This window comes from Furfurilactobacillus curtus, assembly GCF_045862785.1.
In the GTDB taxonomy this organism is placed as follows: Bacteria; Bacillota; Bacilli; order Lactobacillales; family Lactobacillaceae; genus Furfurilactobacillus; species Furfurilactobacillus curtus.
Map to the genome: position 1 here is coordinate 371,118 of NZ_BQXO01000001.1, position 26,449 is coordinate 397,566.

General features: G+C 44.2%; 25 protein-coding genes. 2 read left to right on the forward strand and 23 right to left on the reverse strand.

The features are described 5' to 3' along the window. Window positions 1-49: 49 nt before the first annotated feature. The 16 genes from ACKTR2_RS01990 to ACKTR2_RS02065 form a co-directional block, all read right to left on the reverse strand. Complete coding sequence (locus tag ACKTR2_RS01990) at window positions 50-850, reverse strand: Nif3-like dinuclear metal center hexameric protein (protein ID WP_407882357.1); 801 nt, start codon at window positions 848-850, stop codon at window positions 50-52. Beyond that, window positions 828-1,544: a tRNA (adenine(22)-N(1))-methyltransferase gene (locus ACKTR2_RS01995; RefSeq protein ID WP_407882358.1), complete on the reverse strand. Its 717-nt coding sequence runs from the start codon at window positions 1,542-1,544 to the stop codon at window positions 828-830. Before ACKTR2_RS01995 ends, ACKTR2_RS01990 begins: the two co-directional genes overlap by 23 nt. Window positions 1,545-1,741: 197 nt before the next feature. Next, entirely contained in the window at window positions 1,742-2,872 is a 1,131-nt protein-coding gene (gene rpoD / locus ACKTR2_RS02000) for an RNA polymerase sigma factor RpoD (RefSeq protein WP_407882359.1), read from the reverse strand. Between the two features lie 63 nt (window positions 2,873-2,935). After that, window positions 2,936-4,765 carry a DNA primase gene (gene dnaG, locus ACKTR2_RS02005; RefSeq protein WP_407882360.1) on the reverse strand — a complete coding sequence of 610 codons (1,830 nt, stop codon included), beginning with the start codon at window positions 4,763-4,765 and terminating at the stop codon, window positions 2,936-2,938. A gap of 186 nt (window positions 4,766-4,951) precedes the next feature. Further along, complete coding sequence (locus ACKTR2_RS02010; protein ID WP_407882573.1) at window positions 4,952-5,317, reverse strand: DUF488 domain-containing protein; 366 nt, start codon at window positions 5,315-5,317, stop codon at window positions 4,952-4,954. Between the two features lie 125 nt (window positions 5,318-5,442). Then, window positions 5,443-7,533, reverse strand: a complete 2,091-nt coding sequence (gene glyS / locus ACKTR2_RS02015) for a glycine--tRNA ligase subunit beta (RefSeq protein ID WP_407882574.1) — start codon at window positions 7,531-7,533, stop codon at window positions 5,443-5,445. Window positions 7,534-7,538: 5 nt separating this feature from the next. Continuing rightward, entirely contained in the window at window positions 7,539-8,504 is a 966-nt protein-coding gene (gene glyQ / locus ACKTR2_RS02020; RefSeq protein ID WP_407882575.1) for a glycine--tRNA ligase subunit alpha, read from the reverse strand. 360 nt (window positions 8,505-8,864) lie between these two features. Further along, window positions 8,865-9,704 carry a DNA repair protein RecO gene (gene recO, locus ACKTR2_RS02025; protein ID WP_407882361.1) on the reverse strand — a complete coding sequence of 280 codons (840 nt, stop codon included), beginning with the start codon at window positions 9,702-9,704 and terminating at the stop codon, window positions 8,865-8,867. Between the two features lie 85 nt (window positions 9,705-9,789). Then, window positions 9,790-10,728 carry a GTPase Era gene (era, locus tag ACKTR2_RS02030; protein WP_407882362.1) on the reverse strand — a complete coding sequence of 313 codons (939 nt, stop codon included), beginning with the start codon at window positions 10,726-10,728 and terminating at the stop codon, window positions 9,790-9,792. Window positions 10,729-10,753: 25 nt separating this feature from the next. Further along, window positions 10,754-11,155, reverse strand: a complete 402-nt coding sequence (locus ACKTR2_RS02035; protein ID WP_407882363.1) for a diacylglycerol kinase family protein — start codon at window positions 11,153-11,155, stop codon at window positions 10,754-10,756. Then, complete coding sequence (gene ybeY / locus ACKTR2_RS02040; RefSeq protein WP_407882576.1) at window positions 11,133-11,615, reverse strand: rRNA maturation RNase YbeY; 483 nt, start codon at window positions 11,613-11,615, stop codon at window positions 11,133-11,135. The genes ACKTR2_RS02035 and ybeY overlap by 23 nt, the downstream gene beginning before the upstream one ends. A gap of 2 nt (window positions 11,616-11,617) precedes the next feature. After that, entirely contained in the window at window positions 11,618-12,649 is a 1,032-nt protein-coding gene (locus ACKTR2_RS02045; protein ID WP_407882364.1) for a PhoH family protein, read from the reverse strand. A gap of 94 nt (window positions 12,650-12,743) precedes the next feature. After that, on the reverse strand, window positions 12,744-13,190 hold the full coding sequence (locus tag ACKTR2_RS02050; protein ID WP_407882365.1) for a GatB/YqeY domain-containing protein: 447 nt from the start codon (window positions 13,188-13,190) through the stop codon (window positions 12,744-12,746). A gap of 71 nt (window positions 13,191-13,261) precedes the next feature. Further along, on the reverse strand, window positions 13,262-13,450 hold the full coding sequence (rpsU, locus tag ACKTR2_RS02055) for a 30S ribosomal protein S21 (protein ID WP_017261952.1): 189 nt from the start codon (window positions 13,448-13,450) through the stop codon (window positions 13,262-13,264). Window positions 13,451-13,581: 131 nt separating this feature from the next. Continuing rightward, complete coding sequence (locus ACKTR2_RS02060; protein WP_407882366.1) at window positions 13,582-14,508, reverse strand: deoxyribonuclease IV; 927 nt, start codon at window positions 14,506-14,508, stop codon at window positions 13,582-13,584. A gap of 65 nt (window positions 14,509-14,573) precedes the next feature. After that, complete coding sequence (locus ACKTR2_RS02065; protein ID WP_407882367.1) at window positions 14,574-15,449, reverse strand: YitT family protein; 876 nt, start codon at window positions 15,447-15,449, stop codon at window positions 14,574-14,576. Window positions 15,450-15,603: 154 nt separating this feature from the next. Between ACKTR2_RS02065 and ACKTR2_RS02070 the strand changes: the two genes are divergently transcribed. After that, window positions 15,604-16,215, forward strand: a complete 612-nt coding sequence (locus ACKTR2_RS02070) for a hypothetical protein (RefSeq protein ID WP_407882368.1) — start codon at window positions 15,604-15,606, stop codon at window positions 16,213-16,215. 68 nt (window positions 16,216-16,283) lie between these two features. Here ACKTR2_RS02070 and ACKTR2_RS02075 read toward each other — a convergent pair whose 3' ends face one another. The 5 genes from ACKTR2_RS02075 to hisS all read right to left on the reverse strand — a co-directional run bounded on the left by ACKTR2_RS02075 (window position 16,284) and on the right by hisS (window position 22,277). Continuing rightward, a complete protein-coding gene (locus tag ACKTR2_RS02075) occupies window positions 16,284-16,793 on the reverse strand; it encodes a DNA-3-methyladenine glycosylase I (RefSeq protein WP_407882369.1) in 510 nt (169 codons plus the stop codon). 221 nt (window positions 16,794-17,014) lie between these two features. Beyond that, window positions 17,015-18,283 carry an NAD(P)H-dependent oxidoreductase gene (locus ACKTR2_RS02080; RefSeq protein WP_407882370.1) on the reverse strand — a complete coding sequence of 423 codons (1,269 nt, stop codon included), beginning with the start codon at window positions 18,281-18,283 and terminating at the stop codon, window positions 17,015-17,017. Between the two features lie 21 nt (window positions 18,284-18,304). Continuing rightward, window positions 18,305-18,916 (reverse strand): NADPH-dependent FMN reductase, encoded by a 612-nt coding sequence (locus tag ACKTR2_RS02085; RefSeq protein WP_407882371.1) that lies wholly within the window; start codon window positions 18,914-18,916, stop codon window positions 18,305-18,307. A gap of 253 nt (window positions 18,917-19,169) precedes the next feature. Continuing rightward, window positions 19,170-20,948, reverse strand: coding sequence for an aspartate--tRNA ligase (gene aspS, locus ACKTR2_RS02090; protein ID WP_407882372.1), 1,779 nt, complete (start codon window positions 20,946-20,948; stop codon window positions 19,170-19,172). Window positions 20,949-20,981: 33 nt separating this feature from the next. Further along, window positions 20,982-22,277: a histidine--tRNA ligase gene (gene hisS, locus ACKTR2_RS02095; protein WP_407882373.1), complete on the reverse strand. Its 1,296-nt coding sequence runs from the start codon at window positions 22,275-22,277 to the stop codon at window positions 20,982-20,984. Window positions 22,278-22,678: 401 nt separating this feature from the next. Between hisS and ACKTR2_RS02100 the strand changes: the two genes are divergently transcribed. Further along, a complete protein-coding gene (locus tag ACKTR2_RS02100) occupies window positions 22,679-23,548 on the forward strand; it encodes an N-acetylmuramoyl-L-alanine amidase (protein WP_407882374.1) in 870 nt (289 codons plus the stop codon). Window positions 23,549-23,725: 177 nt separating this feature from the next. Here the strand turns inward: ACKTR2_RS02100 and dtd are convergent, their stop codons facing one another. Further along, window positions 23,726-24,160 carry a D-aminoacyl-tRNA deacylase gene (gene dtd / locus ACKTR2_RS02105; RefSeq protein WP_407882375.1) on the reverse strand — a complete coding sequence of 145 codons (435 nt, stop codon included), beginning with the start codon at window positions 24,158-24,160 and terminating at the stop codon, window positions 23,726-23,728. A gap of 19 nt (window positions 24,161-24,179) precedes the next feature. Continuing rightward, entirely contained in the window at window positions 24,180-26,417 is a 2,238-nt protein-coding gene (locus ACKTR2_RS02110) for a RelA/SpoT family protein (protein ID WP_407882376.1), read from the reverse strand. Window positions 26,418-26,449: the final 32 nt, after the last annotated feature.

Below are 26,449 nucleotides of genomic sequence, written 5' to 3' on the forward strand. Positions count from 1 at the left end.
TGTCACACTCCTCGTCTTTAATAGTCTTAGTGTACTCGATTTAATCCGCTTACACAAAAGTAAACGGATCGGTATTTGGCTGCGATTCAACAACTTCAATGCCCCACTGCTTTTGCTGCGACCAGTGCTGTAACAACGCCGCTAGCTTGGGAATACAAATCGCCTCAATGTGGTGCCCAGGATCAACAACTGACAGACCGGCGGCCAACATGTCGTGTCCTGTATGATAATAAACATCTCCCGTCACATAGACATCAGCACCTGTAGCCTGCGCTTCGCGAAAGAATTTACCTCCGTCACCACCTAAAATAGCGACTTTTTTCACCAAACGATCTGGTTCATGTGAAATTACGCGTAACCCTGTTAAATTAAACCGTGCTTTGCAATATTGGGCAAAGTCAATCACACTCTGTGGCTTGGCCAGCTGCCCAACTCGACCCATGGAAACTTCTGGAAAGGTTGGATTTGGCAACCAACTGGTCACCTGCTGCAAATTAAGCTGCTCAGATAACCAATCATTCATGCCGCCTGGCGCATTATCAAGATTCGTATGAGCTGCATAAACCACGATATGGTGCTCGATAAGTTTGCCATACATAGCAAGCTGAGGATCAGCCGTAAAGTCTAAATTTTGGGCTGACCGAAACATAACTGGATGATGTGCAAAAATGAAGTCGACCCGTTGTTCAATCGCCTCGTCGACGACTTCCGGACGGACATCTAAGGTAGTCATCACTCTATGAATGTCTGCCTGGCGATCACCAATTTGAAAACCAGTTGGGTCACCAGCCTCTCGATAATTTAAGGGTGCAAATTGTTCAAATTGATCAATTAACTTTTGTGCGCGCATGGGCCAAAACCTCCTTAATCGAAGCAATTGTTTCTGTCAGCATCGTAACCTTCTCAGCAGGCACATGATGAGCTTGCTTCAATGAAGCTAACACGCGTTGTCGCCGTGCTAATTCATGTTGCCATTTTTCAACAAAAGCGGTGTTAGGTTGCGCTAATAGCTGAGGGCCAAATTGAATCTGTTGGTCCGTTAAATGGACCGGCGCAGCCATCTTAACCGCCATAATAATTTCATAAATATGACCTTCATCTTTGAGAATTTCTTCACTGGTGATTCGATACTGATGTTGGACCAGCCATTGCCTTAAATGCGCCTCACCAACATTAGGCTGCAAGATTAATCTTTCACTGCCAGATAACTTTTGCCATCCACGCGTCAAAATATCACTAATCAGTGTACCACCCATGCCAGCAATCACGATGGTATCCAACTGATCTTGCGGATTGATGACTGCCAGACCATCGCCCAAGCGAGCCTCAATTTGCTCAGTTAACCCTTGGCTGACAATTTCTGAACGAGCATTTTCAAAAGGACCGGCGACAACCTCGCCGGCAATGGCCCATTGAATTCGGTGTTGTTTGGCTAAAAAAACGGGTAAGTAAGCGTGATCAGATCCAATATCTGCTAACCTTGCTTGATCTGGCACTCGCTTAGCGACCGCGGCTAACCGTTTTGATAGATGGTTTGCATCCATAAGGTAACTCCTCTCAAATCTAGCTTTACTAACTTAGTATACCAAGGTTAACCAGTAAACGGATGAGAATCCAACGTAGCCGAATAAGTTTTTAAACTAATCTTTTTATAGTAGCCAAAATTTTGGTATCGTTGAACAAAAAAAGCCCACTGCCAACAAAGCAGTGGGTACGATCAAATTGTAATGCTAATTTTTGATTATTCCAGGAAATCTTTCAGTTGTTTAGATCGACTTGGATGGCGTAATTTGCGCAACGCTTTCGCTTCAATCTGCCGAATTCGTTCACGAGTAACGCCAAAGACTTTACCAACTTCTTCTAAAGTTCGCGTCCGACCATCATCTAGCCCAAAGCGTAATCGTAAAACGTTTTCTTCCCGATCAGTTAGTGTGTCAAGCACACTTTCCAATTGCTCTTTGAGTAACTCATAAGCAGCATGGTCAGCCGGTGACGTCGCATCTTGATCTTCAATGAAGTCGCCCAAGTGAGAATCATCTTCCTCACCAATTGGCGTTTCTAATGAAACTGGTTCTTGGGCAATCTTCAAGATTTCACGAACCTTATCCGTCGGCATATCCATTTCGGCACCGATTTCTTCAGGAATTGGCTCCCGTCCTAAATCTTGCAACAATTGTCGCTGAATCCGAATCAATTTGTTGATCGTCTCAACCATGTGAACGGGGATCCGAATTGTGCGAGCCTGATCCGCAATGGCACGGGTAATCGCCTGACGAATCCACCATGTCGCATAAGTCGAGAATTTGAATCCCTTTCGGTAATCAAACTTCTCAACGGCTTTCATCAACCCCATGTTACCTTCTTGAATCAGATCCAAGAACTGCATGCCGCGACCGACATACCGCTTGGCAATGGACACAACTAATCGTAAGTTAGCTTCAGCTAATTCCTGCTTGGCCTCTTCATCACCTTGCTCGATCCGCAAAGCTAAGGCAACTTCTTCATCCGCCGATAGCAACGGCACACGACCAATTTCTTTCAAATACATCCGAACCGGGTCGTTGATTTTAACACCGGATGGAGCCGCATCACTAGCCTTCAGCTCTTTTGCAGAAACATCACTTTTCTTATTTTTTAAAGCATGTTCGGATGGGTCGCCGTTCTCATCAACAACACCGATACCAGCATCCTCAACCTTTTGCATTAAATCATCGATCTGGTCAGCATCCAACTTAAACGGTGTCACCAGCTTCGTCTGCAAGTCATCATACTGAACTTCTTTAGCCTTTTTATGATCCTTAATTAAAGCGTTGACTGCTTTAGTATAACCTTTTTCATCAAATGCTTTGGTTGTTTCTTGCTTTTCAGACATGCAAGGTCCCCCTTATATTCGCTATCCAGCAAAACAATTAGTTTACACCGAATTTTTAAAAAATCAAGCTTGTTTCAAAGCTTGTTTTTGTTTATACAACTGAATCAGTTCTAATGTCAGCTGATTCTGTAAATCACGGTTATTTAAACGTTTGGCCTCAGCCATGGCGATATTCTTTTGACGGATGGCCTCATCAATCGGCGCTTGATTCATAATGATCTGAATGCAATCATCTACATCCGTTAAGTCGTTACGGTCAAACACAGGCTGTTCGGTCACGTTGATTAGTGTTTGCTCGAGGTCTGCATCATTGACATAATCGAGAAAGCCAGCGATTTGTAGATCGGGATGGGTTTGTTTATAACCCTGAGCCAACAGGAATAGCGTCTGATAAGCATCATGAACAAAGTGAAACTCAGCATCGGCCGTCACATGGAGCCAAACACTTTGATCAGTCAGCAAACGCTGTAACAACAATTGCTCGGCCCGTTCAACTTGATCTAATTTAGGTACTTGATAGGTAACGACTTTTTGTGGCGCCGCGGTCGCCGACGCTTGTCCGGCAACTGGGATCGGCGCCTGATTCTGACTAACATCTGCAAGCTGTTGCTGTAAAGATGCTTTGTCCAAGTTAAAACGAGTTGCAAGTTGATTCAGATACAAATCTCGCTCAACCGGGGCATTCACACCAGCAACAATCTTAAGCACTTCATTAATATAGCTTAATTGATCGCTCTGATTATCTAGATTACGATTTCGAGCGAGAAATCGTAAGGCGAACCCGACTGGTGTTTCCTTAGCGCCTTCGTATACAGCGCGAAACTGAGTGGCATCGTATTTTCGTAGATACTCATCTGGGTCCAACCCTTCAGGCATCTGAATGACGCCCAACTGCATATTACTATGTGAGCCAATCAATGATAGCGCTCGGTGTGTGGCATTTTGACCTGCATCATCGCCGTCATAAGAGACGTACAATGTCTGTGCAACCCGTTGTAAGATGCTAATTTGTTCCGTTGTTAAACTGGTCCCCATTGATGCGATGCCATTCTTGATTCCGGCTGAATAAGCGGCAATCACATCCATAAAACCCTCGAATAAAATAACCGCATCAGCCTTACGAATTTCTCGCTTTGCCAAGTCAAAGTTAAACAACGTTTCACTTTTATGAAAGATCTTGGTTTCTGGACTATTGAGATATTTGGGTGCATCCGGATCCTTCACTAACAGGCGCCCTGAAAAAGCAATCACTTTGCCGCTGCCATTACGAATCGCAAACATGACGCGACCACTGAAACGATCACGTAATTGGCCATCTTGATTTTCGATAAACAACCCAGACGTGCGCAACAGTTGATAATCCACATGGCGCTCTTCAAAGAGTGGTTTTAGTAAGCCTTCAGTTGGTGCAAAACCGATATTAAACGTATTGAGAATTTCATCCGTCAAGCCACGCTGATGCAGATAGGTCAGTGCTGCTTCGCCAACCTGAGTGTTCATCAACACGTGATGGTAGAGTTTAGCGGCATCCTCGTAAAGTCCAATTAACTGACCAACTTCAGAATTGAGCTGGCCCGCATCAGGATGCTGATACTCATCGGCAATGGTGATGTTAGCTTCATCAGCCACCTGAAGCACGGCCTCAGGAAAGCTGATATTATTGAGTTCCATCAAAAATTTAAAAACATTGCCACCGCGGCCACAACTAAAACAGTGAAAAATTTGTTTTTCTTCATTCACGGAAAATGATGGTGTTCGCTCTTCGTGAAACGGACATAACCCAAATAAATTTTTTCCCGATTTTTTTAATTGAACTGTTTGTCCAATAATATCGGCAATATTGACTGAGGTGCGGACATTTTCGATGATTTCTTCTGGAATTCTTGTTGCCATCTCGTCACCTCCATTCACGCTCACGAAGCGTAAAAAGACGCACTTTCCGACATCGTGAACATCCTCGTTACGCGAAGCAAAAAATGCGACTCAAAATAGACCTACTTACACACAATGATTATTATACACGCTGTTCCGGCAATGTACAGTATTTTGCTTGGTGTCTGTTAAGTCCGAGATATTAAATTATTTTGTCAAGTGATCCTGTAGATACGTCAGCAAGACGACGGCATTGTTGTGTTGTTCATCTTTCGCCCCGTAAACCAGCGTCACATTCCCCCGGCCAAGTCCGGCCTTGATCCGTTCGATAAAGGCTGGCGTTTGTGGGTTTTCATCTAATTCAGTGTCATAAGCCTGTTTAAATGTTGGAAAGCCCCCTGGATCGTGACCAAAACGCTGACGCACTTCAGTAGACGGGGCGATCGTCTTCACCCAGTCGGTCAATTTGGCTTTCTCCTTACTGATTCCTCTGGCCCACAATCGATCGACAAAAATCCGTTCACCATCATCTGCACTAATTGGTGCATAGATTCGCTTAATCGACAACACAATTAAGGCCTCCTTCACATATAAGTCAATTTGAGTTTAATGTACAAGGATCGTGATTACAAACAAAGCAGAAGCCAAGATAAGATGGCATCTGCTTTGTTAGCTTAGTCTGGTTAAATTTAAATGATCTATTTCACGACCAATTGATTTAAATCACCTAATTGCAACGTCAATTTAGTCAAACGCGCTAATTGGTTTAGGCGATTCTGCCGTACCGCAGCGTCATCAACCATTACCATTGTTGCCTCAAAGTAAGCGTTAATCAGTGGACGTAACTGAGCCAGCGACTGATAATTGTCTTCACGACTCTGCTGATCAAAATGACCGGAAATATCATTGACAGCATCATATAAGTGCTGCTCTGCATCATTCTCAAATAGACTTGGATCAACCGGAAAATCAGTTTGTTTTATGACGGATTGAGCTAACCGGGTGACCCGATTCAGTGCTTCGACAACGTCCTTAAAGTCACCGTCTTGAAGATGGTTGAGGAGAACAGCGGCGTCATCCATCATCGTTTCAACATCTGAGGTATCAGCATTAGTAGCCGCTTCGACGATGTCGTGTCGAATGTTTCGATTACTAAACCATTGACGAACTCGATCTTGCATAAACTGCTGAATCTTAGTGCGCCCGTCAGCTAAATTAGCCATCAACTCAGGACTCAGCTGGGCATGTTGCTGAGTCAATGCTGCTTCGAATTCACGACTCATTTTCACTAATGGTACATGCCAACCGCGATCATGCAGAATCCGTACGATACCAAAAGCCTGTCGGCGCAGCGCATAAGGATCATTAGAACCGTTTGGAATCATCTGTGCAGCAAAGAATGTCATAATGCTATCGAATTTATCGGCAATCGCTAAAACAGCGCCGACATTTGATTGAGGCAATTGACCTTCTGCCGAAACCGGCTCGTAATGCTCACGAATCGCCTGCGCCACCGCTGGCCGTTCACCAAACAAGAGTGCATACTTCTCGCCCATCACACCTTGAAGTTCAGCAAATTCACCCACCATACCGGTGACTAAATCAAACTTGTAAATATCACTGGCCCGTTGTAGGTCCGCTAACTCAGTTTCCGTCAATCCCACCCGACGGCCAATGAGTTGTGCCATAATTCCGACACGCTTCATATGTTCAGTCATTGAACCAATTTTATCGTGAAAGCTAACCCCAGCTAATTTTTGGACATAAAAGTCAATCTCATGCTTTTGATCTTCTTGGTAGAAGAACATAGCGTCTTCTAAACGCGCTGTTAACACTTTTTCATTGCCAGCGATCACGTTGTCCAAATAGTTAGTATTCCCATTTCTTACAGAAACAAAATTTGGCAATAACTGCCCAGATTGACTTTGAACATGGAAAAAACGTTGGTGATCACGCATCGAAGTGATCAACACTTCATCTGGGATCGTTAAATATTTTTCGGCGAATTGACCGGCAAAGGCTGTCGGCCATTCGACCAAATTATTAACCTCTTCCAGTAAATTCTCGTCAACCGCAACGGTCCACTCGTGGGTCATCGCTAGTTGTTGAATCTGTTCGCGAATCTGTTGCTTACGTTTAGCAGCATCAGCGATGACAAACACGTCAGCTAGTGCGTTCTCGTAGTCTGTAGCCTGTGTTAATTCAACTTCATGGCCCAAGAAACGATGGCCTTGCGTTGTACGACCGGTCGTTAAATTCAATAAATCAAAAGGCAACACTTGTTCATCTAGTAACGCAACTAGCCAGCGAATGGGGCGTACATATTGAAACTTGTGGCTGTGTCCCCACTTCATCATCGTCGGAAAGGTCATGGCAGTGATCACGTCCTTCATCCCTGCCAACACTTCAGCGACTGGCGCACCGCTTTCATGCTTAGTCACAAAGACATAGTCCTCGCCTTTAATCGATTTAAACGTGATATCGTCGGTAGTCGCCCCTTGTCCACGGACGAATCCTTGAGCCGCCTTGGTCCATTGACCATCGTCATCTTGGGCAATCTTTTTTGCTGGTCCTTTGACTTCTTCATCAATATCTGGCTGTTGATCTGCCAAGCCACTAACCAAAACAGCCAGCCGTCGTGGCGTAGAGAACGGGGTAATCTCAGTGAACGTCATTCGTTGCTCAGTTAAAAACGCTGTTGTTCGTTCAACTAATTGATTAATACTAGGCGTGACAACGTGAGCCGGAATTTCTTCTAACCCAATTTCTAATAAAAAGTCATGTGTCATCATGTTTACTTGGCCTCCTGTTTCCGCTGACGGGCAGCTTGTTTAGCCTGCCGCTTTTCCCAAGCTTCGACTAATTGGGTACGCTTTTCTTCATCTTTAATGAGCGGGAAACCACGTTTGGCTCGTTCATTGACAAACGTTTTAGCCACACTGCGCGCCATATTACGAATACGGCTCAGATAGCCTGCTCGTTCCGTGACCGAGACTGCCCCACGAGCGTCCAATAAATTAAAGGTATGCGAACACTTTAAAATATAATCATAGGCGGGGTGAACCAAACCTTTAGCTAAATTAGCTTGAGCTTCTTTTTCAAAATCATCAAAAAGGGTCAATAACATCGTTTGATTGCTTTCTTCAAACGAATATTTGCTATGTTCAAATTCTGGTTCTTTGAAAATATCGCCATACAAAACACCATCGCTCCATTCCAAATCAAACACAGAATTGACATCTTGAATATATGACGATAATCGTTCTAGTCCGTAAGTAACTTCGGCGGCCACTGGGTTCATTTCTAACCCGCCGACAATTTGGAAATACGTAAATTGGGTAATTTCCATACCGTCAAGCCAAACTTCCCAGCCAACACCAGCACACCCCATCGATGGATTCTCCCAGTTGTCTTCAACAAATCGAATATCGTGTTCTAAGGGGTCAATGCCCAGTTCCCGTAAACTATTTAAATATAAATCTTGAATGTTGTCTGGCGCCGGTTTCATTAACACTTGAAATTGATGATGTTGATATAACCGGTTCGGGTTCTCTCCGTAACGGCCATCTGCTGGCCGGCGACTTGGCTCCACATAGGCAGCATTCCACGGTTCTGGCCCAATTGCCCGTAAAAAGGTATAGGGGCTCATGGTTCCAGCCCCTTTTTCCGTATCATAAGCCTGCATGAGCATGCAGCCTTGCGCCGCCCAATACTGTTGCAAAGTTAAAATGATTTGTTGGACAGACAACTTCTGATCCACATGATTATCCATAACATGGCTCCTTAAAGTGTATTTGATGACGACCCTGGAGGGATTGCATCGTTGAGTTGAAAAGAAAACGTCCCTACATCGACAGATAGCCTGTCAATGTAGGGACGTGAAAAATTACGCGGTTCCACCCTACTTCTCGATTACTCGAGCAGCTTCATTTCAGTTAACTCCCAAAATGCCAATTACTCGAAATTTGGATCAGGCTACCACTGTCCCTGACTCGCTGCACCATTTCTCGAGAACCCTTTTTGATCACTGTTAACATGATTTAATTAAATAACTCCTTCATCATAAGCATCCGTCGTGCCGTTGTCAATTTAAACCCGTAGCCACAATAGTCGATTCTAATTATGTCTGATCATCCTGATTGTCTGACAAAGTCGGCTTTGATCGACGTTGACGCAATACTTGCTGATCATGCATCAATTGGTCTTCCCATGAAGCCATCTGATCGATGAAATGTTTGGCTCGTAGGTGTAAGCCGACACTATTTTCATAGATTAAATCAATCACCATCCGTAATCCGCGTTTTGTTCGATCCGAAACAGCAATCTTCGTGATTTTGTCCAAATCAATTAGTGAGAATTGTCGCAAGTAAAAAATCGTGCGCTGGTCAAGATGTAAACGATGTTCATCTTGATCAAAATGATTAGCGCAGATTAAACCACCATATTTTTCTGAATAATCAAAGGGCAGATCCGTCCGACCACAGATTGCGCAATGTTGTAACTGGGGGGCCACACCAAAGGCTGAGAGGAGTTGAATTTCAATAATATTGGTAATAATTTGTGGATCGAGACCTTGGTTAATAAGGGTTAGCGCTCGATCAGTTTTTAAATACCAATTTTCAATCAATTGGCCGTCTCGAAATGCTGCATCAATGAGGCTTAAAATATATGTCCCATAAGCATTTTTTTCGATCTCATCATTGACGCTTGCATACTGTGCCGTTTGCTTAGCCGCGTTGATAAAACTGAGGCCGTCATCATTAAGGCTCCCAACGTAGTGGCCATGGGTGAACGGTAACAACGCACTGTGTAAACGAAAGCCCCGGCGTTTAGCTCCCTTAACAAAAAACATTTTTTTGCCGTATTCAGCAGTAAATATTTTAATCAGCTGATCACGTTCCCGGTAATCTTTGGCATACATGACAATGCCATGAAAGTCGACATTTTGATACGTCGTCATCGTCTTCACCTCCCGGCAACTAACCTAAAATAAAATCGAAACGTTGCCGTGGCGACCACTGCCCGTTTCGATAGCTAATAATGAATTAATAGTCTTGCGATTTATACCCATATTCTCGTAAGGCAGAGGGCTTGTCACGCCAATGTTGCACGACCTTGACCCACAACTCTAAGAAAACACGGTCACCTAACAGTGGTTCGATATCAGCACGAGCACGGGTGCCAATTTCCTTCAACATTTTACCGCCCTTGCCAATAATGATGCCCTTTTGTGAAGTTCGATCGACGATAATTGTTGCCGAAATATGCACTAATTCATTTGGTTGTCCATCGCTACGCGTGCCGCCACGACGTTCCCGTTTCATCGATTCGACTTCAACCGCCACTGAATGTGGCACTTCGTCGCGAGTTAACTGCAGAACTTTTTCTCTAACGAGCTCAGCGACCACAAAACGCTCAGGATGATCTGTAACTTGATCATCTGGGTAATATTGCGGTCCCTCAGGCAAGTCACTGGCTAATTGCTGTAAAAATTCATCGACATTATTACCTTGTAAAGCTGAGATTGGATAAACTTCTTGCCACTTCAAGGCATCCTTATATTGGTCAACGATGCTAAGCAACTTATCAGGGTGAATTTGATCAATCTTATTAATCACCAGATAAATCGGCTTCTTGATCATCTTTAACCGATCAATAATATAGTTATCACCAGCGCCACGCGTTTGTTCCGCATTAACCATAAATAAAACTGCATCGACTTCATTTAAGGTGGAAATTGCCGAATTGACCATGAACTCATCCAGCTTGCTCGTTGGTTTAAAAATTCCTGGCGTATCAATGAACACAATTTGTTCCTGAGCAGTGGTATAAATGCCCTGAATCTTATTCCGGGTTGTCTGCGCAACATTACTCATAATCGCAACTTTTTGACCAACTACCCGATTCAAAAACGTTGATTTACCTACGTTAGGTCGCCCAACAATCGCGACAAATCCTGAATGAAATTTCGTTTGTTCCTGCATAACTTCGGTGTACTCCTTTAATTGATTAGCCCAAAAGTGCCCACAGTCTTGGGACAAAAATTAACGCTCCCGTGATGATCGCGAAGACCGCCGCAACCACCACCGCCCCGGCAGCCACATCTTTCACTCGTTTAGCTAGCGGATCAAAACGACCGTGGGTGATCAGATCGGTTAAGGACTCTGCGATTGTATTGGCAAACTCAGCCAGCATGACTGTAAAAATTGCTAACGTAATCCACAGCCAATCCATGCGACTGATTTGTAAAATCACACCAACTAGCAACGCACCCACGGCAAAGACCATGTGATAACGCATATTGGGTTCATGATAAATAATATCCATAATCCCATCAATGGCATGTCGCAATGCCTGACTAAAATGCTGATTTTTTTGCGTCTGCTGTTTATCGGGTGAGGCCATAATCATCCAGTATCTTTCTTTGAAGATCAAACATCACTTTTTCGTCAGCAGGGTCCATGTGGTCGTAACCGTTCAAGTGAAGGAAGCCGTGAACGAGTAAAAAGCCCAATTCTCGTTCGTAAGAATGGCCAAGATACGTTGCTTGATCGGTAACTTTATCTACCGAAATCATGATATCCCCAATATTCTTAGGAATTTCAGCTAATAATGCGTCATCCATAATAATCGCATCTTCGTCGTCGGGGTCTTCTTCAATAGCAAAACTAATCACGTCCGTTGGCTTATCTACACCACGATACTGCTGATTAATTTGTTTGATTTCGGGATTGTTCATCAGTGTCACCGACATTTCAGTATTATCAGGCAAATCGAGTTCTCGACCAGCCGCCGCCAATATATCGCGAACTAATGTCATGTGCGCTTCAGTGACCCCATCGATTGTGTGATCAAAGATTTCTAAGTCCATCATTATCCTTTCATTGTTGGCTGATCAGGCTGTGAGCGGCGATCATAGGCATTAATGATACTTGCAACAACGGGATGGCGCACCACATCATCCGCGTCAAAGGTAACAAAGCCAATATGCGCGATGTTTTGTAAAAGATTCTGGGCATCGACTAATCCAGAATGCGTTCGGCCTGGCAAGTCAATTTGCGAAATATCTCCATTGACGATCATCTTGGAACCAAAGCCCAGACGAGTTAGAAACATCTTCATTTGGGCATTTGTCGTATTTTGTGCTTCATCCAAAATCACAAAGGCTGAATCTAAGGTACGACCACGCATATAGGCCAGTGGCGCAATTTCAATCACTTCACGATCTACTAACCGTTGGGTATGCTCCGCTCCCAAAATTTGGTAAAGTGCATCGTAAATTGGGCGCAAATAAGGATCAACCTTTTCTTTTAAATCACCTGGCAAAAAGCCAAGGCTTTCGCCTGCTTCAACAGCTGGCCGAGTGAGAATAATCTTCTCCACATCGCCTCGTTTTAGCGCAGCCACAGCCATCACAACAGCTAAAAAGGTCTTTCCTGTACCAGCTGGCCCGATGCCAAAGGTAATGTCATTATGACCAATCGACTGAACATATTGGCGTTGACCATAGTTCTTCACCCGAATTGATCGGCCACGATCATCTTTAATTAACGTCTGCTTGTAAAGGTCCTGAAAATATTCTAATGTCCCCCGTTCAGCCATTGTCATCGCTGATACAATGTCCGTCCGATTCAGCGTAATTCCTTGTTTAATCAGTTGGACTAAATTGTCGATAATGGCGATTGCTTGATTGACGGGAGTCTCTTGATCGCCACCCACCGTAATCAAATCACCAAATGGATGAACATTGACGTTCAAGCCTTCCTCAAGCATTTTTAAATTAGCATCGTTAGCGCCCACTAATGCGGCTTCTAAATCCGGCGTGGACAACCGAAAACTGCGTTCAAATTTAAAATGGTTTTCTGCCAAAAAAGTCTCGCTCCTTTGCGGTCTTAACCGCGTCATATTCGTTAATACTAAGTTTTATTTTAGCATAAAGCCAACCAAAAAGACGACCGCCAGTGTTTTGACGGTCGTTTAGTGACTTTATTTTCAAGAATTAGTTTTGGAGCAATTTTTTAACGGCCTCGTTAACAAGCTTCCCATCAGCTTTCCCCTTGACCTTTGGCATAACTGCTCCCATTAACTTACCAAAGTCAGCTTGACTGGTTGCCCCAACCTCTGCGGCTGTTTGTTTGACCACATCATTAACCTCTGCGGCCGTCAATTGAACCGGCATGTATCGTTCGACGATCGTAATTTCAGCCTTAGTCTCATCAATTAAATCTTGCCGACCAGCTCGTTCAAATTCATCTAGTGATTCACGGCGCTGCTTTAAGCCACGGGCCACAACCGCGATTTCCTCATCTTCATTCAAATCATGACCTAGTTCAATTTTTTCGTTCATAATCGCTGATTTCAATGAACGAACGACATTTAATTCTATCTTATTCTTCGCCTTCATCGCTGTCTTTAAGTCATCATTCAACTGTGTCAATAATGCCATACCGATAACCTCCTCAAAATTTAAAATCAACCGATGAAAAAACGCCAGCCGCAGCTGACGTTTACGGTTAATTAAAACCGGCTCTTCTTGTTTTTACGCTTCCGAGCAGCCTCTGACTTAAGCTTACGCTTAACGCTTGGCTTTTCATAGAATTCCCGTTTACGGTATTCTTGAAGGGTTCCGTTCTTAGAAACGGTCCGTTTGAAACGCCGGAGAGCATCATCCAAGGATTCGTTTTTGCGAACAACTGTCTTTGCCATTGTGAAATCCCCTCCCTTCGGGCGTTTAGTAACGGTTTTGTACAATGTGCACTTAACTGTCCTTAAAAGATTATACAGAAACCCGTCTAAATCGTCAATTATTCTCGAACAATTATTCCTAAAAAGCTCAATTATTTGAGAAAAGCAGTAAAATCCGCTTGATTTGCGATATCAGTCACTAAATGGTTATTAAATTGTCCCGCATTTAACTCAGCAATTTCGTAACCATACGGCGCGCGTTTATCCTTAGGATTATGCTCTGGATCAACCGCCACGTATGGCGTTTCCATAATCTTGGGCACCGTTTCAAAACGCGGATCATGTGCAATCGCATTCAAACGTTCAAACCCAATCATACCATAACCCAAATTAGCGTGTCGATCCTTATGTGCACCTTGCGGATTCTTCGAATCGTTTAGATGGACCACTTTGAGTCGATCCAAACCAATGATTTGATCGAAGTCATTAATGACAGCATCAAAATCGTCCTTAATTGCGTAACCTGCATCACTTGTATGACACGTATCAAAACAGATCGACAACTTATCATTTAACGTCACACCATCGATCATTTGAGCCAGTTGGTCAAATGATACGCCAACCTCTGTGCCTTTGCCGGCCATTGTTTCCAACGCAATTTGCACCTGTTGAGTCGGACTGAGAATTTCATTCAAGCCTTTATTAATTGATGCAATCGCGACGGATGGGCCAGCGCCAACATGTGCACCCGGATGTAACACAATTTGCTCGGCACCAATTGCGTCAGCACGGCGAACCTCTTCACGAAGAAATTCCACAGCAAAGGCAAAGTTATCTGGCTTATATGTATTGCCCAAGTTGACAATGTACGGCGCATGAACGACCACATGCGCCAAATCATGTTCAGCCATATAGGCTCTGCCAGCTGGAATATTCAACTGATCAATAGTTTTTCGTCGAGTGTTCTGTGGTGCACCGGTGTAAATCATAAACGTATTAGCATGATACGTTGCTGCTTCTTGAGCGGACCCTAACAACATTTTTTGCCCACTCATACTGACATGTGACCCAACTAACATTGATCTTTGCTCCTTTAGCAATTGTTTTCAACAAGACGGATTTTCCAAGTATTAGCTCAGCCTAATTAAAGCCTTGGCTCATAAAAGGTCCCCAAAATTCGCTCAATGTTACTTAACGATACGAATGATTTGGGATCAGATTCGTTGATCGCCTCTTGTAATTCACCAACTTCGTAACCAGAGATCACGGTAAACAAAATTGCTTTTTTATTGTGCCGATATGCCCCTTCCGCCCCATGAACGATCGTGATCCCTCGACGAATATGGTGTTGCACAGAGTCGATGACCGTTTTCGGACGATCCGTAATGATCATCACTTGCAGACGTTGTTGCCGAGTATAGACCATGTCCATCACCCGTGCGTTGATAAAGATACCAATCGCAGAGTAAAATGCATACGGCCAGCCAAAGACAAAGCCGGCAGCGATCACGATGAATGCATTAAACATCATGTTGATTGTCCCAATTTTACGCCCGGTAGCTCGGCGAATGACAATCCCTAAGATGTCTAATCCGCCAGTCGAAATACCATAACGTAATGCTAACCCCGTGCCAAAGCCATTAACGGCGCCGCCAAAAATCGCACAAATAATCGGATCGGTCGTTAATGTCACTGGATGCAGAACACGAATCATGATTGTCGACAAACCGACCGCAATGACCGTAAAAAAGGTAAACCGATGACTAATTTTAAACCACGCTAAAATAAATAAAGGAATATTTAGTGCAAACAATAACTCACCGATACCTAAATCAACCCCTAGGTAGCGCGTTGATAATGTGTGCACTAGCTGGGCCGCCCCAGTAATTCCTGATGAATAAATGTGTCCAGGATTCCAGAAAAAGTTTAAGGCAATGGACACACAAATGGAGTAAATGAAGGCCGTTCCTAATCGACCAGTATATTGATGTCGCTCGATCAATTGCTGCAAATCATTCATAACGACTGTCCTTTTGAATTGTGATATCCCGATTATAACAAATTTTAACGTTCACAGAGGGTAGATTCCAAGTCGCAACAAGAATCATTCAGCCCGAACTGCTAGTCAGATAGTCGTCATGGTATACTGTCGTTATGACATTTTGGAGGTCACCATGAACATTCAAGCAAATCAATTCTACCGTGAACCGTGGTTTGGCATTGTCCTTACCGTGCTATTCTTTCCAGCTGGGGTCTATGTCATCTTTAGGTTTGGCTCCTGGCAGCGCCACACAAAAGTTTGGCTGAGTCTGGGGTTGTCTATTCTGTGCGTCATCGTTTGGACGATCGCCGGTTTAGCACCAGCTTCTTCCAACCAGAGCGTCGGACAATCGTGGCTATCGACAAATAAGACCACCACGGTCATCCCTAAAACCAAACTATCATTTAATGTCGACAATAACGGCGATGTCCGGCTTCATGGCACCACTAATTTACCTGATCGTAGTCAATTAAGGGTAACCATTAGCCAAAAAGACTTAGTGCTAGGTGACCAGGTCAAGGTTAATCATGGCGCTTTTACTTCTAGCAAGTTAACGAGCGCTGGGCACCCCCTACCGACTGGTGCTTATCGTGTCCACTTGACCAATAACTCATGGACTAATCAGCCGCAGTCAGTCCGCACAAAACTAGGTTCACGTGGTGAAAATTTACGCGGTGACGAAACGGTTAAGACGGGTAAATCACATCAAATTGATTTTACCAACACGGTGAATTATCAGCCTTAATTACTTGACTAAATAGCGTGTCAACAGCTGACTGTCCAAGCGACAGCATTGATGTTGACACGCTATTATTATTTTTGTGTGAATGGATGATCTGAATGATTAAATAACCCGATACTCCGTAGAAATGACAAGGTTGTCTCCGGCCCTAAGAACTCAAATCCTTGTTGATGCAGCTGTTTGGCGGCCGCCGTCGCAGCTACTGTTTGTTCAGGTCGGTCAGTGGCCGAGTCGGTTTCTTTAAATTGCGCTAAATACTGGTCAAATGATTGACCACCTTGACGCAGCTTCATAATCACTTGCGCATTATTAATCACTGCACGGATCTTACGTTCGTTATGAATCAGGCCAGGCATGGTTAGCAAACGTTCGACATCCTCCTCTTCAAAAGCCGCCACCTGTTGAACCACAAAATCTTTAAAAGCCTGACGAAAAATCGGTAATTTATTGATAACCATTCGCCAATTCAGCCCTGCTTGAAAGACCTGCAATGTAAGACGCTCGAATAATGCATCTTCATCATGAACTGGCTGCCCAAATTGAGCACGATACGTCGCTGCTTCATCTGTTAATTCTGCCATCACCGCAACCTTCTTTCTATTCATTAAATTAAGCATACCGTAAAATGCCTCAAACGGAATAAAATCCTCCCCGGCGGCCCCATAATTCAGTGTCCAATCTTGCTCGATTGCTTTAATTCGTCTGCCAGTGAGCATGAACAATAAAAAAATCACGATTACTTTAAAATCATCTGGTAATCGCGATTTATGACCAATCTTTTATAAACACATAACTACTTTCACTAAGCTTCTGATGCGCCCGAGGTGCCATCAACGGCTGGCGCCGGATTAGCTGGGGTGTCAATCTCCTCGGACGCCCCAGCGGTTGCATCTGTTTGGCGTCCCACTGGTGTAGTCGGCTGCTCAGAGGCGCCCGCGACTGCATCAGGATGTGCATTTGGATCTGGTGTTAGTTTTTGACCAGTCGCTTGTAAGTAATAGCGAATCGTTGGCATTAAATCGAGCACCCACTCGTTGATGCCCAAATACTTGTGATCGCCATCACGCATAGCTTTGTAATAATGCATGATAAAACGATCGGGTCCGTTCCCAGGGACGGGCATCTTAACCAGATCTGTTTTGTCGGTCCGCAAGGCATTGATTACTTCGGCAACATGTTTAACCGCTCGTGGTGGATGGACCATCGACATTGGATCGCCAACTTGACCAGGTCGTCGTGGCGCCAACATTGCTTTCGGATTATCCGTCATCTTATTGTAATAGATAAACTGATTGTTACTGTCAGCATAGGTCAATTCCATTGGCATCGTATTTAAGAAGGCATTCAGCTGATCAACCGTCAGTAAACCACGGTCTAATTTTACATATTGATCACCTTCAGCCGCCTGGGTTGCCATCGCCGCTTGCTCAAGCCAGTCATCAGCTGCCATATCGACACCTGCAACAGTCGTGGAGATGCTACCAGAGGCCGTTAAGTCTTCTTCTTCGCCGCTTTGTGGCTCATTCATGAGATTGATAACTTTAACGAATTGCACAAATTTACTCAATGTACTCCCAAGGAAGGCCACTGTCTTACCATCCTTCAGGTTACCCTGCTCGTCAAAGGCTGATTTAACATTAGCTAGTAAAAACTCATTGCCTGGGAAGACAACAGCATTGACCCCAGGTGATTCTAAAATCTGACGCAGCATTAATTGAGCTCTAGAAGAACCTTGGTCATAGAATGAAGCTCCCACAATCATGACCGGCTTCCCAGAAAATGGATGAATCTCATAAGAAAGCCACTCAATCACATTTTTTAGTGCAGGGGTTAGCGTATGATTATGCTCTGGCGTGGCAATAATCACCCCATCAGCGGCTAAAATCTTTTTATTGAGGTACTGAATTGGCTCACCATTTGTTTGATTGTTTTCTTGATCGAACATTGGTATGTCATTAATGTCAAGGATCTCAACATCAACTTGATCACTAAAATGACTAGCGATAAATTTCATCAAGATGCGGTTATAAGACACGTCCGCCACTGATCCGACGATTCCAACTAGCTTCATAATTGTTACTCCCTCCACGATTTAATCGAGCTTATCCCACGAAAAATCCTTGGCCTCTTGTTTATTAAGTTCATCTGCATGGTTAAGCTGTTTAGTCAGCGCAACAAAGGTCTGAAAATCAGCAAAGAGACCGTCTAATTTGGCCACCTTTTCTGCATCTTTCAAGCTACCGTCTTCATTAAACGTGCTTAAAGAATTACCCAGTAAAAATTCAGAACTCGGCATAATCCGCGCACGTAATTCTGGTGAATCTAAAATAATGCGTAAATGTCCCTGTGCTCTTGACGAACCTAAAGAACCAAAAGAAGCACCGGTAATCATCACTGGCTTATTCACAAACGGATGAATCCCGTATGATAGCCACGCCAACGCGTTCATCAAAACCGCAGGGACTGAGTGATCATATTCTGGCGTGCTGATGATGACACCATCAGCAGCTTCGATTTTCGCCGCCATTTCACCGATCCGTTTGGGTACTTGCTTGTTCGCAGGTTTGTTGAACATTGGTAGCCCAGAAATATCAAGTAAATCGATTGTTGCTTGATCAGCAAAATGCTGTTTCATAAATGTTAAGAGGCGTTTGTTAGTCGACTCTGTCGAAATCGTTCCCACGATTCCAATAAACTTATTCATGTTTCGTCGTCCCTTTCATCAACCATGTTTTAGATATTGAAACTGCTTACTACTCAATCATTGTAATTAATTTCACATCAAACAACAAGCGGATTCCGTCCCTTACCAACTGATATACGGCGCTTTGTTGACAGCGTTTTCACATGTGACGTCACAAACTTTGTTGGGAAGGTACAAAAAAGGTGTTTCCACCATGAATGGAAACACCTTGCTCAATTAATGCTGAAATCTACTGAAGTTCGTGAAAACCATATTAATTCTCATCACGTGGTTGCCGAACGGCTAGATGCAATTCGGTCAATTGTTGCGTGGTAACCTCACTCGGGGCAGCGGTCATTGGCTCCGTTGCTTTTGAATTCTTTGGAAAGGCAATAACTTCTCGAATATTGTCAGCCTCAGCAAGCAGACGAGCAAAGCGATCCAATCCGATTGCCAAGCCACCATGCGGCGGGAACCCGTAATCTAAGGCATCTAATAGGAAACCAAATTGGGCCTTTGCTCGTTGCGGCGTAAAGCCTAATGCGCTCAACATCTTTTCTTGGAGCTCACGCGTGTGAATCCGGATCGATCCACCGCCCAGCTCTAAACCATTAAGGATGATGTCGTAACTTTGCGCATGAGCTTCATAGGGGTTTTCACCCTCGTCTAAGAAATGTTCGTCCCCTTCATTTGGCATTGTGAATGGATGATGCGCCGGTACCCAACGTTGATCACCTTCGTCATATTCGAACAATGGCCAATCGATTACCCAGACAAAGGCAAATTTATCCGGATCAATCAGGCCGAGTTCCTTCGCAATCGTGACGCGTAGGTAACCCAAGCTGTCTGCGACAACCTTCCGCCGGTCAGCAACAAAGAGGATTAAGTCACCGGTTTTGGCTGCAGTCGCAGTTGTTAACGCCGCAAATTGGTCGTTCAAGAACTTGGCAACTGGCCCATTAAAAGCGTCCTCAGTCACTTTAACCCAAGCGAGCCCTTTCGCCCCAAAACGTTTGATGTAATCTGTCATGCCGTCAAGTTGTTTACGTGAATAATGATCAGCACCACCTGGCACCACAATTGCCTTAACCTGACCACCGTCAGCAATGGCCCCGCTAAAGACTTTAAATGGACTGTCTTTTAATTGCTCTGACAAGTCTATCAACTCCATGCCAAACCGCAAATCCGGTTGGTCAGTACCAAAGCGATCCATGGACTCCTGCCACGTAATGCGACTGAATGGCAAATCAACGGTCAGATTGCGTGTGTTTTTCATAACACGAGCAATTAGGCCTTCTGTCATATCCATAATATCGTGTTGACTCATGAAGCTAGTTTCCATATCAATTTGTGTAAATTCGGGTTGGCGATCCCCGCGCAAGTCTTCGTCCCGGAAACAACGCGCAATTTGATAATAGCGATCGAACCCAGCGCCCATCAGCAATTGTTTAAACAATTGCGGCGATTGTGGCAGTGCATAAAAATGACCAGGGTAAATTCGACTGGGAACCAAATAATCCCGAGCACCCTCTGGCGTTGACTTCGTTAAATCCGGCGTTTCAACATCAATAAAACCATTTTCGTCAAAGTATGAATGCACGGCTTGTGTGATTTTACTACGCAGGATTAAATTATGCTGCATCTCTGGGCGCCGCAAATCTAAATAACGATACTTTAATTTCAAATCTTCAGCGGCTTCGACCCCATCACTGATGTCAAATGGAGGTACCTTTGATTTGTTTAAAATCTCAGCACCGCTAACCTCCACTTCAACTTTTCCAGTTGCCATATCAGGGTTAACTTCTTTTGCACTGCGCGCCTTAACTAAGCCGCTAATCTTAATGACGTATTCACTACGCATCTGTTCAGCAACCGCCAAGGCAGTCTCACTATTAGCGGCGCTGAAAACAAGTTGGACAATGCCTTCACGATCCCGTAAATCAATAAAAATTAATTTACCTAAATCACGACGTTTTTGCACCCAGCCAAATAACGTGACCTGTTGCCCCTCATAACTTTCGTCGATCAAACCTGCATACTGTGTTCGTTCCATTCAATCCCCTACTTTCTCAAAATCAATTTGTCCCTAATCTTCATCAAAGTATTTGTCAAAGATGCTGGCAAAATCCGCATAAATAGCGGACATCGGTAAACTAATTTCTTCACCTGTTTGCATGCTTTTGAAATTAACGGTCTGTTGAGCTAATTCGTTGGCGCCAACGGTCATTGTAAAACGCGCGTCACGCCGATCAGCTGTCTTAAATTGGGCCTTGGGCTTCCGATCCAAATAATCCCGATCTGCACTGAAACCAGCATTGCGGATCGCTTGAACAAGTTGCAACGTGGCCACATTTGTTTCTTCACCAATTCCCACAACATAGACATCCAGTGGGTTTGAAATTGGTGCTTCGATATCGGCGTCCTGTAATAAGAGGAGTAACCGTTCCATCCCGATGCCAAAACCAAATCCGGGTGTCTCTGGGCCGCCCAGTTCTTCAACCAACCCGTTGTAACGTCCACCGCCACAAATTGTGGTCCAGCCGTGACCAAGAACGTCAGCGTCGCTCTCAATTTCAAAAATAGTGTGGTTGTAATAATCCAAGCCACGCACCATCGTTGCGTCCACCTCATATGGAATCGCTAAGGCTGTTAACATTTGTGTCACGGTGTCTAAGTGCTTTTGGGCCGCTGGCGTTAAATAATCTAAAATTGACGGTGCACCAGCCACGATATCTTGATCTTGTGGATCCTTACTGTCTAACACCCGTAACGGATTTTTGTGCAAACGGGCCTGTGAATCCTCGCTCAGCTCATTGAAATGTGGTGTCAAATAGTCAACCAATGCTTGATGATAATCTGCCCGCGTCTGCGCATCGCCGAGTGAATTAATGGCCAGTTTTAGTCCACTCAAGCCTAAATGAGCAAAGAAATCCATCGCCATTGCCATAATTTCCACATCTAAAGCTGGAGCATCACTGCCGAACGCCTCAACGCCAATCTGGTGGAACTCCCGCATGCGTCCAGATTGTGGCCGCTCATAACGAAACATTGGCCCCATATAAAAGACCTTGTAAGGTTTCTCTTGCTCAGGTGCATACAATTTATTTTCCACATACGCTCGCACCACACCGGCCGTTCCTTCTGGCCGCAACGCAATGTGGCGATTGCCCTTGTCGTAAAAGTCATACATTTCTTTGGTGACAACATCACTGGTATCGCCGGCTGATCGAGCAAAAACGTCGAAACTTTCAAACATCGGTGTCCGGATTTCGTGAAATTGATAGTCATCAAATAATAATCGGGCCATATCTTCCACGTAACTCCATTTGGCCGATATGTCCGGTAAAATGTCTGCTGTCCCTTTTGGTCGTTGATACTTCATAAAATTCCTCCGTTTCATCCATCACTTGTAACAATCATTCACCACTCACAATGACTTAACGCGCCGCTGCTAAATGGATTTATCAACAAAAAAAGCCCTTGATCCATATCAAGGGCGCTAAAAGCGCGGTACCACCTTTGTTTTTTCTCAGGGTAACGTCGCCTGTGACGGGATTCTCATCCACCTCAAAAGTGTCTTCATCGTCGTAGCAGTATAAGTTTTCACCAACCACTTACTCTCTAGTCTTGCCACGACCACTAATTGTCTTTATCATCGGTTTTAATGTTGTTTTCGTGTTTAAAACTTAATTTAGTTTTAGGCTTCTGTCAAGTCGCTCATCCGAATTTGCTATAATTAAGTGTAATTTATTCGATTTTCATGAAAATAAGGAAAATACCCAAATGAAATTTCTTAAACAACGTTGGTTCCAAATTTCACTAACTCTCGCCGTCACGATTACAATTGGTCTGCTGCTCTTTTGGCTTACCCGTGAACAAACGGTCCGCGTTAGTGTTGACAATTTAAATGTCCGCTCCGGTCCGAGTCTGACCAGTCGAACCGTCCACAAGGCAAAACTGAATACCCGCCTCGTTAAGCTTGGTGAAAAAAATCTTTGGTATCATGTGCGCTATGATGATCGTCATACCGGTTGGGTAGCCAGCTGGTTGGTCAATCGCCGGAATAATCTAAAACAGGCAACTGACTTGTCTGAAGCGACCATTGTTATTGATCCAGGTCATGGTGGCAGTGACTCCGGCGCCTTACACAGTCCCTCAGACACATCGCCGAAGGACATGGAAAAAACATACACGCTAAAGGTTGCCAAGGCAGTGGCTAATGAACTACGCCAGCGTGGCGCTCACGTGGTTTTAACTCGCGATAGTGATAAGTATGTCGGCCTCGCACCACGACCGGCCTTGGCCAATGAAATTAAGGCAGATGCGTTCATCAGTATTCACTTTGATTCGTCACCGGAAACAAATCAATCATCTGGTTTGACCACGTATTATTATCATAAAAATCTCTCAATGGGTCTTGCTAAAGCTTTAAATAGTCAAATGAACCACTATCCCATGCCCAACAAAGGCATTGAATTTGGTAACTTTCAGGTTATCCGAGATAATGAACGACCTGCTGTTCTGCTAGAAATGGGTTACATCAATGATGCCCATGACTTTAAGGTTATCTCAGGGCTTACTTATCCTTATCGTGTTGCCAATTCGATTACCGCCGGCCTGTCAGATTATTTTGCCAAACAAGCAGCGCAATAAATGATCCGGTAAAATTTTCAAAATTGCTGGCCGCTCAAAAATAATTTAGGCCAAAAGCAAAATGTAAATTTCATTGCCAAACTAAATAGCCCAAAAAAACGGGGCATCAGTTGGTAAGTGACTGCACTTACCAACTGATGCCCCGTTTTGATTAACCCTCACGTCTTAATGGTTCGGCTAACGCTCAAAGATAATGGTCACTGGTCCATCATTAACTAACGAGACCTGCATATCTGCGCCAAACTCCCCCGTTTGTATGGGAACGGCTTCCGCTAAACGATGATTAAAAGCTTCCCACAGCGGTTTAGCAAGTTCAGGACCTGCGGCATTTGAAAACCCCGGACGATTGCCCTTGGCAGTATCCGCATACAAGGTGAATTGTGAAACTGACAAAATTTGCCCGTGAATGTCCTGGACGCTCAGATTCATTTTGCCAGCCTTGTCACTAAAAATTCGGGTATTTAGAATCTTTTTCGCTAAGTAATCAACTTGTGCTGAACTATCTTCAGGCCCAATGCCAACTAGCAAAAGCAAACCGTGTTCTATCTGCCCGATAACTTGCTGATCAATCGTTACGGAGGCAGCGTTCACGCGCTGTAAAACAACTCGCATAAAATCCCTCCAGTATGCGTTAGTGGGTTGCTCGTAAAACTTCATAAACATCCGGAACGTTCTTAATGTTATCCATAATATGATTTAAAACATCCAAATTACGCACACCAACGGTTGCCGAAATAACCACCATCTTGTTGTGATCAACTTTACCGGTCACCGATGATAAAAACTTTGTTGTGTTGTTAATCATTCGCAACACATCATTTAGCATGCCATTACGGTTATAGCCACGAATCTCAATATCTGCATTGTAATTGGTGCGATTGGAGGCCGGATCATCCCATTCAACACTGACAATTCGCTCACCATTAGCTTCCGCACCCCGAACATTTGGACAATCAGTCCGGTGCACCGACACACCACGCCCCTTGGTGATGTACCCAACAATTGGGTCACCTGGCACCGGCGAACAACAGTGGCTTAACCGAACGAGCAAATTATCTACACCTTCGATAATGACCCCGTCTGAAGCGGAACGTTTAGCCTCTTCTTTGGCACTAACCTCACTAGTTTCATCGGTCTTCTCACCATTTTCAGCAAGAATTTCTCGCTCCGTTTCTGCTTGCCGATCTGCCTCACGCTGAGCACGCAAATCCGAAGTCAGTCGATTAGCGACCCCTCGTGGCGTCGAGTCACCAAAACCAATGGCTGACAATAAATCATCCGCCGACCGATAGTTCATCCGTTCCGCAACTTTGGCGAGATTATCATCAGTCATGATCTCTTTGGGATCAAAATTCAAATCATGGAGCTGGTGGACTAACATATCTCGCCCAGCTTGAATATTCTCGCCGCGATCCATTTTGCGAAAATATTGCTTGATCTTATTTCGAGCCCGCCGCGTATGAACCAAGTTGACCCAATCACGACTAGGACCACTCGAATTCTGTGAAGTTAAGATATCAACGATGTCACCAGTTTTGATTTCCGAATCCAACGGCACAATTTTGCCATTCACTTTAGCTCCGGTCGTATGATTCCCCACTTGAGTATGGATAATATAGGCCATATCTAAAGGACCAGCCCCTTTAGGCAGCTCTAAAACATCTCCCTTAGGTGTAAACGCATAGACAGAATCAGTGAACAAATCACCCTTGACGCCTTCCATGAAGTCATCGGCGTTAGTGGCATTATTCTGCAATTCAATAATCTGTTTAAACCAATTTAACCGATCACCATTCGTTGACTCCTGTACTTCATCAGTCTGACCTTCTTTATAGGCCCAGTGTGCAGCAACCCCATATTCAGCAACTCGGTGCATTTCTTCCGTCCGAATCTGCACCTCTAATGGCTTGCCCTCAGGTCCGATAACCGTTGTGTGCAAGGATTGATACATGTTGGCTTTAGGCATCGCAATATAGTCTTTAAATCGACCAGGCATCGGCGTCCAATGAGTGTGAATCGCACCCAATACTGCGTAACAGTCTCGAATAGACTGAACAATCACCCGAATAGCCAACAGGTCATAAATTTGGTCAAATTGCTTATGCTTGTCGACCATCTTGCGATAAACAGAATAGATATGCTTCGGTCGCCCATAGATCTGCGTCCGAATATGCAAATCTAAAATGGCATCTTTAATTTCGCCAATTGCCTCATTGATAATTTCGATTCGCTGGTTTCGTTTGGAATCCATGAGATGGACAATTCGATAATATTGTTCTGGGTTTAGGTAGCGTAAACTGAGATCTTCTAATTCCCATTTAATGGTACTGATCCCTAACCGGTCGGCCAACGGTGCATAAATTTCCAATGTTTCATTGGCAATCCGCCGTTGTTTATCCGGACGTAAATGCTGCAACGTACGCATATTGTGTAATCGATCTGCTAATTTAACAATGATTACTCGGATATCATGGGACATTGCCAACAATAATTTCCGATGGTTCTCAGCAAGTTGTTCTTTATTTGAACGGTACTTAATTTTTCCAATCTTCGTAACCCCGTCCACGATTTCAGCCACGTCATCGCCAAACCGATTACGTAAATCATCTAAAGTTGCAACGGTATCCTCAACAACATCATGCAAAAATCCGGCCGCAATCGTCTCTGGATCCATTTTTAATTCGGCGAGAATCGCGGCGACCTGAATGGGATGCATAATGTATGGTTCGCCAGACTGACGTTTTTGTTCAGAATGAACTTGTTGTGCATAATCATAAGCGGCACGAACTTGTGCGACATGGGCTTCATTCATGTAAGTCCCCACTTGTGTCAACACCTCGTCAGCTGTCCAAATATGTTCTTTTGACATCGTCTCACCCCAAATTTAGTTATTTAACCCCT

Coding starts and splice junctions, on each gene's coding strand:
- ACKTR2_RS02080 (WP_407882370.1), bottom strand. CDS start 18,283: ATGAAGCTAGTTGGAATCGTCGGATCAGTGGCGGACGTGTCTTATAAC.
- glyS (WP_407882574.1), bottom strand. CDS start 7,533: ATGACACATGACTTTTTATTAGAAATTGGGTTAGAAGAAATTCCGGCT.
- ACKTR2_RS01995 (WP_407882358.1), bottom strand. CDS start 1,544: ATGGATGCAAACCATCTATCAAAACGGTTAGCCGCGGTCGCTAAGCGA.
- ACKTR2_RS02100 (WP_407882374.1), top strand. CDS start 22,679: ATGAAATTTCTTAAACAACGTTGGTTCCAAATTTCACTAACTCTCGCC.
- ACKTR2_RS02075 (WP_407882369.1), bottom strand. CDS start 16,793: ATGGCAGAATTAACAGATGAAGCAGCGACGTATCGTGCTCAATTTGGG.
- ACKTR2_RS02045 (WP_407882364.1), bottom strand. CDS start 12,649: ATGACGCGGTTAAGACCGCAAAGGAGCGAGACTTTTTTGGCAGAAAAC.
- ACKTR2_RS02110 (WP_407882376.1), bottom strand. CDS start 26,417: ATGTCAAAAGAACATATTTGGACAGCTGACGAGGTGTTGACACAAGTG.
- dnaG (WP_407882360.1), bottom strand. CDS start 4,765: ATGGCAACAAGAATTCCAGAAGAAATCATCGAAAATGTCCGCACCTCA.
- hisS (WP_407882373.1), bottom strand. CDS start 22,277: ATGAAGTATCAACGACCAAAAGGGACAGCAGACATTTTACCGGACATA.
- ACKTR2_RS02065 (WP_407882367.1), bottom strand. CDS start 15,449: ATGAATGATTTGCAGCAATTGATCGAGCGACATCAATATACTGGTCGA.
- ACKTR2_RS02035 (WP_407882363.1), bottom strand. CDS start 11,155: ATGATTATGGCCTCACCCGATAAACAGCAGACGCAAAAAAATCAGCAT.
- rpsU (WP_017261952.1), bottom strand. CDS start 13,450: ATGGCAAAGACAGTTGTTCGCAAAAACGAATCCTTGGATGATGCTCTC.
- era (WP_407882362.1), bottom strand. CDS start 10,728: ATGCAGGAACAAACGAAATTTCATTCAGGATTTGTCGCGATTGTTGGG.
- ACKTR2_RS02070 (WP_407882368.1), top strand. CDS start 15,604: ATGAACATTCAAGCAAATCAATTCTACCGTGAACCGTGGTTTGGCATT.
- recO (WP_407882361.1), bottom strand. CDS start 9,704: ATGACGACGTATCAAAATGTCGACTTTCATGGCATTGTCATGTATGCC.
- ACKTR2_RS02050 (WP_407882365.1), bottom strand. CDS start 13,190: ATGGCATTATTGACACAGTTGAATGATGACTTAAAGACAGCGATGAAG.
- aspS (WP_407882372.1), bottom strand. CDS start 20,948: ATGGAACGAACACAGTATGCAGGTTTGATCGACGAAAGTTATGAGGGG.
- ACKTR2_RS02085 (WP_407882371.1), bottom strand. CDS start 18,916: ATGAATAAGTTTATTGGAATCGTGGGAACGATTTCGACAGAGTCGACT.
- ACKTR2_RS01990 (WP_407882357.1), bottom strand. CDS start 850: ATGCGCGCACAAAAGTTAATTGATCAATTTGAACAATTTGCACCCTTA.
- rpoD (WP_407882359.1), bottom strand. CDS start 2,872: ATGTCTGAAAAGCAAGAAACAACCAAAGCATTTGATGAAAAAGGTTAT.
- ybeY (WP_407882576.1), bottom strand. CDS start 11,615: ATGGACTTAGAAATCTTTGATCACACAATCGATGGGGTCACTGAAGCG.
- ACKTR2_RS02060 (WP_407882366.1), bottom strand. CDS start 14,508: ATGTTAGTTGGGTCACATGTCAGTATGAGTGGGCAAAAAATGTTGTTA.
- dtd (WP_407882375.1), bottom strand. CDS start 24,160: ATGCGAGTTGTTTTACAGCGCGTGAACGCTGCCTCCGTAACGATTGAT.